This is a genomic window from Pedobacter sp. AC464, assembly GCF_979253075.1.
The window spans coordinates 2,037,527-2,047,303 of record NZ_CEEDBV010000002.1; the positions used below are offsets into that span (position 1 = coordinate 2,037,527).

At 40.6% G+C, this 9,777-nt stretch carries 10 protein-coding genes; 5 read left to right on the forward strand and 5 right to left on the reverse strand.

Features of this window, described 5'->3' with window-relative positions; translation table 11 throughout:
- Positions 1–82 precede the first annotated feature (82 nt).
- Positions 83–1,630, forward strand: a complete 1,548-nt coding sequence (locus tag AC0IWT_RS19895) for an acyl-CoA mutase large subunit family protein (protein ID WP_471798490.1) — start codon at positions 83–85, stop codon at positions 1,628–1,630.
- Positions 1,631–2,057: 427 nt separating this feature from the next.
- Positions 2,058–3,488, forward strand: a complete 1,431-nt coding sequence (dnaA, locus tag AC0IWT_RS19900) for a chromosomal replication initiator protein DnaA (RefSeq protein ID WP_056871810.1) — start codon at positions 2,058–2,060, stop codon at positions 3,486–3,488.
- A gap of 91 nt (positions 3,489–3,579) precedes the next feature.
- On the opposite strand, the gene AC0IWT_RS19905 is transcribed toward dnaA, so the two are convergent.
- From AC0IWT_RS19905 to AC0IWT_RS19925, 5 genes are all read right to left on the reverse strand, one after another.
- On the reverse strand, positions 3,580–4,128 hold the full coding sequence (locus AC0IWT_RS19905; protein ID WP_471798491.1) for an NUDIX hydrolase: 549 nt from the start codon (positions 4,126–4,128) through the stop codon (positions 3,580–3,582).
- 32 nt (positions 4,129–4,160) lie between these two features.
- Positions 4,161–4,547 (reverse strand): hypothetical protein, encoded by a 387-nt coding sequence (locus tag AC0IWT_RS19910; RefSeq protein ID WP_471798492.1) that lies wholly within the window; start codon positions 4,545–4,547, stop codon positions 4,161–4,163.
- Between the two features lie 133 nt (positions 4,548–4,680).
- Complete coding sequence (locus tag AC0IWT_RS19915) at positions 4,681–5,457, reverse strand: TPM domain-containing protein (protein WP_471798493.1); 777 nt, start codon at positions 5,455–5,457, stop codon at positions 4,681–4,683.
- Positions 5,458–5,461: 4 nt separating this feature from the next.
- A complete protein-coding gene (locus tag AC0IWT_RS19920; protein WP_056871807.1) occupies positions 5,462–5,905 on the reverse strand; it encodes a TPM domain-containing protein in 444 nt (147 codons plus the stop codon).
- Between the two features lie 83 nt (positions 5,906–5,988).
- Positions 5,989–6,570 (reverse strand): LemA family protein, encoded by a 582-nt coding sequence (locus tag AC0IWT_RS19925; RefSeq protein WP_056088417.1) that lies wholly within the window; start codon positions 6,568–6,570, stop codon positions 5,989–5,991.
- Between the two features lie 108 nt (positions 6,571–6,678).
- Here AC0IWT_RS19925 and AC0IWT_RS19930 point away from each other — a divergent pair, with 108 nt between their 5' ends.
- Genes AC0IWT_RS19930 through AC0IWT_RS19940 form a run of 3 tightly spaced genes read left to right on the forward strand, consistent with a single transcriptional unit; the run spans position 6,679 to position 9,085 of the window.
- On the forward strand, positions 6,679–8,220 hold the full coding sequence (locus AC0IWT_RS19930; RefSeq protein ID WP_471798494.1) for an NAD(P)/FAD-dependent oxidoreductase: 1,542 nt from the start codon (positions 6,679–6,681) through the stop codon (positions 8,218–8,220).
- A 34-nt stretch (positions 8,221–8,254) separates the two neighbouring features.
- On the forward strand, positions 8,255–8,722 hold the full coding sequence (locus AC0IWT_RS19935) for a DinB family protein (protein ID WP_471798495.1): 468 nt from the start codon (positions 8,255–8,257) through the stop codon (positions 8,720–8,722).
- A gap of 3 nt (positions 8,723–8,725) precedes the next feature.
- Positions 8,726–9,085, forward strand: a complete 360-nt coding sequence (locus AC0IWT_RS19940; protein WP_471798496.1) for a CoA-binding protein — start codon at positions 8,726–8,728, stop codon at positions 9,083–9,085.
- Positions 9,086–9,777: the final 692 nt, after the last annotated feature.

A 9,777-nucleotide genomic window follows, 5' to 3' on the forward strand; every position in this document is an offset into this window, starting at 1 on the left:
TGCAACGACGTGGTTAATTGCGTAAATTTCTTAGTCTTTTATCATCAATAAACTGGCTTTAATGCCAACTAACCAAATAAATATGAGCGATAAAAAACATATAACAACATCGGGCATAGAGATTAAAGAGCTTTATACCTCGGCGCAGCCAATGGAAGAAAAGCCCGGGGAATTTCCCTTTACCAGGGGCATTCAAAAAGATATGTACCGCGGCCGGTTATGGACCATGAGGCAGTATGCCGGTTTTTCTACCGCAGAAGAATCAAACAAACGCTACCATTATTTATTAGGGCAAGGCACAACGGGCTTATCTGTCGCCTTTGATTTACCAACACAAATAGGCTACGATTCGGATCATGAAATGGCTGACGGAGAGGTCGGCAAAGTTGGTGTCGCAATTGATTCTTTAAAAGACATAGAAATTCTTTTTGATGGGATTGAATTGAAAAACATCACAACTTCGATGACGATTAATGCAACCGCATCAATTTTGCTGGCCATGTACATTGCACTGGCAAAAAAGCAGGGTGCAGATTTGAAACAAATTTCGGGCACAATACAGAACGACATCTTAAAGGAATACGCCGCCAGGGGAACCTACATTTATCCTCCAAAACAATCTATGCGGCTAATTACCGACATTTTTGAATTTTGCAGCAAAGAAATTCCGAAGTGGAACACCATTTCTATTTCCGGATACCACATCCGCGAGGCGGGTTCTACGGCAGTACAGGAATTAGCCTTTACTTTGGCAAACGGTAAAACTTATCTCAAAGCAGCAATAAATAAAGGTTTAGACATAAATGTGTTTGCCAAGCGCCTGTCTTTTTTCTTTAACTGCCACAACAATTTTTTCGAAGAGATTGCAAAGTTTAGGGCAGCACGGAGAATGTGGGCCAAAATTACCCGCGAGTTAGGCGCAACGGATGAGAAGGCTCAAATGCTGAGGTTCCATACACAAACTGGTGGCTCAACATTAACCGCACAGCAGCCTTTAAACAACATAATTAGAGTAACCAACCAGGCAATGGCGGCGGTTTTGGGTGGTACTCAATCTTTGCATACGAATGGTTTTGATGAGGCACTATCGCTACCAACAGAAGCGGCAGCGAAGATAGCATTGCGAACACAACAGATTATCGGCTTCGAAAGCGGGGTTACAGATACTGTCGATCCCTTAGCAGGCTCTTTTTTCGTGGAGAACCTCACCAACGAAGTTGAAGCAGCTGCATGGCTTTATATCGATAAGATCGATGCGATGGGCGGTTCTGTAAACGCAATTGAAAGCGATTACATGCAACAGGAAATTGCTTCCGCGGCCTATCAGTATCAAACTGAAATAGAAGATGGTAGCCGGGTCTCGGTGGGCGTTAATAAATTTACTCAAAAGGAAGAAGGTTTAACCGAGGTTTTTAATATTGATGACTCGATAAGAAAACTGCAAACGGAGAAGCTGGATCTTTTAAAAAAGGAGCGAGATAGTATTGCGGTAAAACACGCATTGGAATCTATCATGGAGGCCGCTAAATCAGAAACCAATCTGATGCCTTTGATTATCGATGCCGTAGAAAAGTACGCAACACTTGGCGAAATTGCTGATGTACTGAGGGGTACTTTTGGGGAATATTAAGAGCTGTTGCTGGGGTGTTCCGACATCGGGGAACGAGCGGAAAACAATCAATTAGCGCACAATTTTAAGTTATGATTTTGTAATGGCTTTAATAACAAGTGGTTTAACTAAAAAATGGTTCACAATCGCTTAAAAAAACTGCCTCTGGTACATTAGTGGCCTGGAATTTGCTTTTTAGTTGCAGATTCGAAATAAAGGCTGAAATGCTCGGTAAAACGATTTTTGTGTGGAAAACCAATGTTAATAAATAGTTATCCACACTAAAAATTCAGGTTAAGTGAGGTACCCTACTGCTTATGAATACGTTACAAAATAATTGAAATTTTTGTTTCAAATGTTGATAATTTTATCAATATTCGTAGTCCCGAAACGGACCATCCCGTAAATTCGAATCGGCACTGAAAACCAATAAATTATAGAAATCGCAATGGAAAAAACTTGTACAGAAGTGTGGAAGAACTGTCTTCAAATTATTAAGGATAACATCCCGAACCAAAGTTTCAAAACCTGGTTCGAGCCTATCACAGCCCTTAAATTGGAAGGTAAGGTTTTAACCATTCAGGTACCAAGTTTATTCTTTTACGAATGGCTTGAAGAACATTATGTAGGCTTACTCCGTAAAACGGTGAAAAAACAACTTGGAGAGGATGGCCGGTTGGAATATAACATCGTCGTAGATAAATCATCTAACAGCGGCAGTCCTTACACAACAAACATGCCTTCAAACGGGAATGGGGCAGAAGCAAAAGTGCAGTCGATGCCTATCCCGGTTTCGATAAACAAAGACATTAAAAATCCGTTCATTATTCCCGGATTAAAAAAATTGAATGTCGATCCTCAATTGAATTCCAATTATACTTTTGATAATTATATTGAGGGAGATTGCAATCGCTTGGCTCGCTCTGCAGGCTATGCAGTTGCGGCAAAACCAGGTGGGACATCATTTAACCCATTGATGATTTACGGTGGCGTTGGTTTAGGCAAAACGCACCTTGCGCAGGCAATTGGAAATGAAATCAAACGCAGCATGCCAGATAAACTGGTTATTTATGTGAGCTGTGAGAAATTCTGTCAGCAGTTTGTAGATTCATTAAAGAACAACACAATCAACGATTTCGTGAATTTCTACCAGGCAATGGATGTGATCATTATGGATGATGTACATAACTTCGCCGGGAAAGAAAAAACTCAGGATATTTTCTTCCACATTTTTAATCATCTTCATCAGTCTGGTAAGCAGGTAATCTTAACGTCAGACAAAGCACCGAAAGATTTAGCTGGCCTGGAAGAGCGATTATTGAGCCGTTTTAAATGGGGCTTATCTGCCGACTTGCAGGTTCCTGACTTGGAAACCCGCATAGCGATTTTAAGGAAGAAGATGTATGCCGATGGTATTGAATTACCTGGGGAAGTTGTAGAATATGTTGCCCACAACATCGATAATAACGTTCGGGAACTGGAAGGTGCTATGGTTTCTTTATTGGCGCAGGCCACTTTGAACAAAAAAGAAATCGATTTGAACCTGGCTAAGCAAATGCTCAAGAATTTCATAAAGAATACTTCGAAAGAAATTTCTATGGAATACATTCAGAAACTTGTTTGTGAATATTTTGAAGTTCCGGTTGATATGGTTAAATCTCAGACCCGGAAGCGTGAGATTGTCCAGGCCCGTCAAATCTCGATGTATTTATCTAAAAGTCATACAAAATCATCTTTGAAAACAATTGGTGCCTTCTTTGGCGGCCGAGACCATAGTACTGTTATATATGCTTGCCAAACCGTTGAGGATTTAATTGATACCGACAAAAAGTTTAAAGCTTACGTGCACGATATTCAGAAAAAATTAAAAATGAGCTAAGACATTAGGTAAAACTAATCATCGTACAAAAGCCATACAAAAAGAAAGCCTCAGATAATTCTGAGGCTTTTTTTGCAAAAGGGTTTTTATTTTATAGGTTTTCCAGTTCTGCCAATCCATAGCATAAAGCTGCCACGTGCAGTGCCTGTGCAATTTTGTTCTCTTTTATAAGCTGCTTAACCTCATCAACAGTATATTCTTCAACATTGAGAATTTCGTGCTCATCCAGATTCTGTTCGTGTGTTTTTTCGCCACCAGTTAAAAGGTAAGTAAATGTTATATTGTTCGCGGTTGCAGGGTTTGGATATAGCTCGGCAACAAGTTTGCATGTTTTAAAACTATAACCGGTTTCTTCCAATAGTTCACGTTTAATTGCGTATTCTGGTGCTTCATCGCCATCCATTACGCCACCCGGAACTTCAAGTGAAACAATATCGGCTGCATGCCGGTATTGGCGAACCATCAAAATTTTTCCTTGCGCTGTTAAGGCGATGGCATTAACCCAGTTTGGATATTCCAAAACATAGTAGTCGTTTTTAACCACGCCATCAGGAAGCTTAACTTCATCCACGCGTAATGTTGCCCATTTCTCTCTTACCAAATATTTTGAGGCGAGTTTTTGCCACTTCTCTATAATCATTTCAAATAGGTTAACACTTAAATAAGCGTTCGTTAAAAATACTGTTTAATTAGATTCTGACGATGCATGTTTACCAAATGGACAACCTTATGTTTATCGGCAAGCGTTTGGTAGATCAGGTTCAGTTTTGGCGCAATTAATTTGTTTCGCTCATCGCTTACGCCTAACTCGTAATATAGAAATTCACTCAAAGAATCGAGCTTTTCAGCAGGAAAATCAATACCCTTCAGCCAAGCTTCAAACATGGTTTGGTCGGTGCTTTCCAGGATGTCAATCGGCAGATTAAAACCTGCCTCCATGGTTTCCTCGAAAACTTGTTGGGCCTCGTCCAAATTCCCCTCCAGTTTTAAACCCATTATTTTGGCCAAAACCTGGGCAAGCTTTTGAATCTCGGCCGTTATTAAATCTCTTCTATACATTTTTATTCTATAAAGTTGACCAGCTTTTAAGCCGGGCGGTAAAAAGTAAACTCAGCATCAACGAACTTCAAAACAAGGTGATAATTAAGTAACCTGTAAAAAAGGCTGAATAATCAATCCTTATTTTCGTGGTTTACCAACTGCCGCTAGAGCCACCGCCGCCAAAACTTCCGCCTCCGAACCCACCAAATCCGCCACCACCGGAAGATCCACCGCCGCCCCAGCCTCCGCCTCCGCTGCCTCCACGTCCGCTTCCGCCAAACAACATGGCCCAAAACAGCGCATTCGAAGCACCGCGACTGCCGATAACTTCGCCATTGCCTCCACCGCCACCTTTTCTCATAATTATGATTACTATAATTATGATGATAATGATCACAACCACACTCGCAGAGCCTCCCTTCTTGGCCGAAGCCCTGGGATTATCATTTTTATATTCGCCTTTGGTATACTTTATAATTGATGTCGTACCCGCATCCAAACCGGCATAATAGTCGCCGGCTTTAAAGTTTGGCTTGATATCATTGTCTATAATTCTTTTCGCATATATATCTGGCAAAGCACCTTCAACGCCATAGCCTGTTTGAATTGATATTTTCCTGTCGCCAACGGCAACAACAATCATAATTCCATTATTTTTTCCGCTTTGGCCAACGCCCCACTTTCTGCCCAGCTCAACCGCATATTCGTTAATGTCGTAATCGCCGACAGATTTTAATATGGCAATTGCTATCTGTGTTGATGAAGAATCATCAAAGGCGACTAATTTCTGTTCCAATGCCTGCTTTTGGCTCGCAGACAAAACATTCGAATAATCGTTAACCAATGTTGTCGGCTTTGCCGGGAAATCCTGGGCAAAGGCAAAAGCAAAAATTAAACTGAAGAACGATAAAAGAAGTAATTTTTTCATCGTCTTAGTTGGTTTCTTTATCATCCATGTAAATAATATCATTTGGTAACTCATTTATATCTCCCGTTTGATAAGGGAAATATAGCGCTAGCTTTTCGCCAGCCAGGGCAACTCCGGCAATAATTCCATCTGCAAGGTTCCCCTTAGCAAAATGCGCTGTCATGGCAATTTGTGTGGTTTCCCAAAAATTATCTGGTACAACTCTGTTTATTCCTGAATCGCCAATGATTGCAAACTTATGATCTGCGTGGGCAAGATAAATTAATACGCCGTTCCGTTGTGCAGTTTTATCCATGTCAAGTTTCGCGAAATATTCAGTTGCTCTTTCAAACGCATTACCGTCACAATGTTTATCAATGGCAATTCTAATTTCGCCAGAGGTTGCCTGCTCTGCATCGGCGATAGCTTTGGCAATTTTATCTTGTTCAATATCTGAGAATAATGACATCTTTCTATTTTAAATTAATGAAAAAGGGTAATAAATGTTTCTGAACAAACACCCATTACCCTCAAATGTTATTATTTGGCGAACTAAAATTCTACTTTAGGTGCATTTTTGGCAGCAGCATCGGCTTCAAAATAGCCTTTAGGCTTAAAGCCGAACATTCCTGCAGTTAAGTTTGTTGGAAACGAACGGATTTTACCATTGTATTCCTGCACAGCATCATTGAAGTCTTTACGGGCAACCGTAATTCTATTTTCGGTACTTTCCAACTGGGCAGATAAATCACTAAACTGTTGTGTCGCTCTTAATTCAGGATATGCTTCAGTAATAGATAGTAATTTTCCCAACGCCTGGCTCAGCTGACCTTGCGCAGCCTGATATTTTTGAATGTTCTCTGGCGTTAACTCATCAGCCTTTACCGTCATTTGTGTTGCTTTGGCACGTGCTTCAACAACGGCAGTTAATGTTCCTTGTTCAAATTTTGCTGCACCTTTTACCGTACTAACTAAATTCGGAATTAAATCTGCCCGTCTCTGGTACTGGGTTTGAACAGTTCCCCATTTCGATTTTACATTTTCATCAAGTTTAACCATGCTATTGTAACCGCATGAGCTTAAAGTGCTAACTGCAATTACAGCAGCTAAAATTCCAAATACTAATCTTTTCATTTTTATGGTTTTTGTCTAATTTGTCAAATTGAATTATGGTCAATTTACTAATAAGATTACAAAATCTGTACCTTTGTTACAATTCAGGATAAAAACCTGACAAGTTGTATGCAAAAAGATATCGAAATTACGCTTCTTCCTAATCATGTTGAGCAGGCTGAAGTCATCAATCAAAAATTAGCTGATGCGTTAAACATTCCTTTAAAGCGAATTAAGGGTTATGAAATTGCAAAACGCTCCATTGATGCCCGCTCCAGAAAAGTTATTTTCCGATTGCAGATTAAAGTCTTTATCGATGAAGAACCAATACCTCAGGTTTATACTGTAAACTATCAAAATGTCAGTAATGCGCAACCTGTCCTAATAATTGGAGCAGGGCCGGCAGGTTTGTTCGCTGCTTTGCAATGTATCGAAAACGGTCTGAAGCCTATTATTATCGAACGCGGAAAAGACGTAAAACAACGTCGACGCGATTTAGCGGCCATAAATAAACAAGGCCTGGTTAATACAGAATCTAACTACTGCTACGGAGAGGGCGGGGCAGGCACCTATTCAGACGGAAAATTGTACACCCGCTCCAACAAACGCGGCGATATTAACAAAGTTCTGCAGGTTTTCGTAAATCACGGAGCAGAACCTGATATTGCTGTTGATGCCCGCCCGCACATTGGCACTAATAAGCTGCCACACATCATTACTTCAATTAAAGATACAATCTTAAATGCCGGCGGTGAGGTGATGTTCGATTGCCAGATGACAGATATTTTAATTGAGTTTGGTCAAGTAAAAGGTATAGAAATTAACTTCGAAGATAAACTACACGCCAATAATATCATTCTTGCTACCGGCCATTCTGCAAGAGACGTTTACGAATTACTACACAAGAAAAACCTTTTAATTGAAGCGAAACCTTTTGCTTTGGGTGTAAGGATAGAACATCCTCAGGAAATAGTAGATTCCGCTCAGTACCATTGCGATATTCGCTCAGCGTTTTTACCTCCAGCCTACTACAGCCTGGTAGAACAGGTTGGTAGTCGTGGCGTGTTTTCTTTTTGTATGTGCCCCGGCGGCATTATCGCTCCCTGTGCAACCGGCGAAAATGAAATCGTAGTAAATGGTTGGTCGCCATCAAAAAGAAATAATCCGTTCGCCAACTCGGGCACCGTTGTTCAGGTTACGTTAGATGATGTTCAGGGTTATGACCCCTTAAGAATGTTGAACTTTCAATCCGCGATTGAAAAACTGGCCTTCGAAGCTGGCGGCGGAAATTTGGTGGCCCCTGCTCAAAGGATGGTGGATTTTGTAAACAATAAACTTTCAATCGATTTGCCGAAAAACTCATACTTGCCCGGCACAAAAAGTGTTATGTTAGATAACGTTTTACCAGATTTTGTCTCCAGCAGCTTAAAAGCAGCATTACCGTTGTTTGGAAAAAAAATTAAAGGCTATTATACAAATGAGGCAATTTTGGTTGGCGTCGAGAGCAGAACCTCATCTCCGGTGCGCATTCCCAGAGATAAGGAAACCTATCAGCACCCACAACTTAAAGGCTTTTATCCATGTGCAGAGGGTGCTGGCTACGCAGGTGGAATTGTATCAGCCGCAATCGATGGAATCAATTGTGCCAATGCAATCCTTTTAGCAAAATAGAAAAACATAATTTTACAGCGATTGTTGTTCACTTATGCTTAATCTACCCAGCGAAATTAAAAAAGCTTTTAACGGCGATGCGTGGCATGGTAACCACGTAATGCAAACATTAAACAATGTAATGCCAGAAAATGCCTTTCAGCATTTCATACCAAATGCGCATTCTATAGCCGAAATTGCATTACACCTAACCAGTTGGACAGAAGAGGTATCTTCAAGATTAAATGGAAACCTTGCCGTGGAGCCTGCAATGGGCGATTGGCCTCCGGTTCATGACCAAACCGCTCAAGGTTGGGAGAAAATTATTTTTAATTTTAAAGTCGCCAACGAAGAACTGATCAGGGTTTGCGAAAACATAGATTCCAACCAATGGGACGAGAAAACCAATGATGAACGCAATTTGCCATTAGGTAGCGGCGTTACCAGGGCAGAATTGGTAAATGGTTTAATTCAGCATCATGCCTATCACTCCGGACAAATAGCACTTCTTTCAAAATTTTAGTTTATGAAAAAGACACTCATTATCGGTGCATCGCCCGATTCCTCGAGATACGCGTACAAAGCGGCTCACATGTTAACCCGTTTTAATCACCAAATCGTTAATGTAGGTATTAAACGTGGCGAGGTTGCTGGCGTAGTAATAGAGCAACCAGAAAAAATTCACAACGATATAGATACGATAACACTATATATTGGGCCGGCTTTACAAGCACAGTATCACGATTATATTTTAGCAACTAAACCTAAACGCGTTATCTTCAACCCTGGTACAGAAAATTACGACTTAGAAAAACTGTTAGATGCAAATGGAATTGAACCTATCGAAGCCTGCACGCTGGTGCTGTTGAGTACCGGGCAATATTAATTTTTAGAAAAGCAGGGTCTGTGCTGCTATTATTGTCAATCCCGCCCTCCATTTCAAATCCTCGCTTCGTTCCTCAGCTTGCGGGTTTTTCATAGGGGTCCGGTTTAATTAACCTCTTTTACGTTAACTATTAAACGGCATCAGCCAGCCCTTCAAATCTAAATCATGCTATAAACTCTCGTGGAGGTCTCGGCGTATAAAGTCAGTTTACATTTTTTCTTAGTGTAAATCACACACTTACATATTTATCAATAAAAAAACATCGTATCGTTTCGTCTGCATCAATTTTTTTTCTACTTTTGCAACCCGCTTCGGAGGAAGGGAAAAGGTTGAAAGGATATAGAAAAGGGCTTGAAATTATTTTAAAATATTTCTTGCGGGTGAGGAAAAAGTGATTACCTTTGCAACCCTGTTCGGAATGAACGGGAAAGAATGAAAAGCTGGGTTAAGGGATTTGAGAGGGCTGAAAAAATAAAAAATATTTTATTTGGAAGTTAAAAAAAGATTCTTACCTTTGCACTCCCAACGATAACGAAGGGAAAACAAACCGGAACGGCGGATGCTGGAAAGGGAAAAAAAAGATTGAAATGAGCGTTTAAGAAACGGAAGACTAATAAGACTTCAGCAGATTAAAAGCTTAACGATATATAAAAGGCCGCCGCGAGGTACTGTGCCGAACAAGTTCTTAAAAG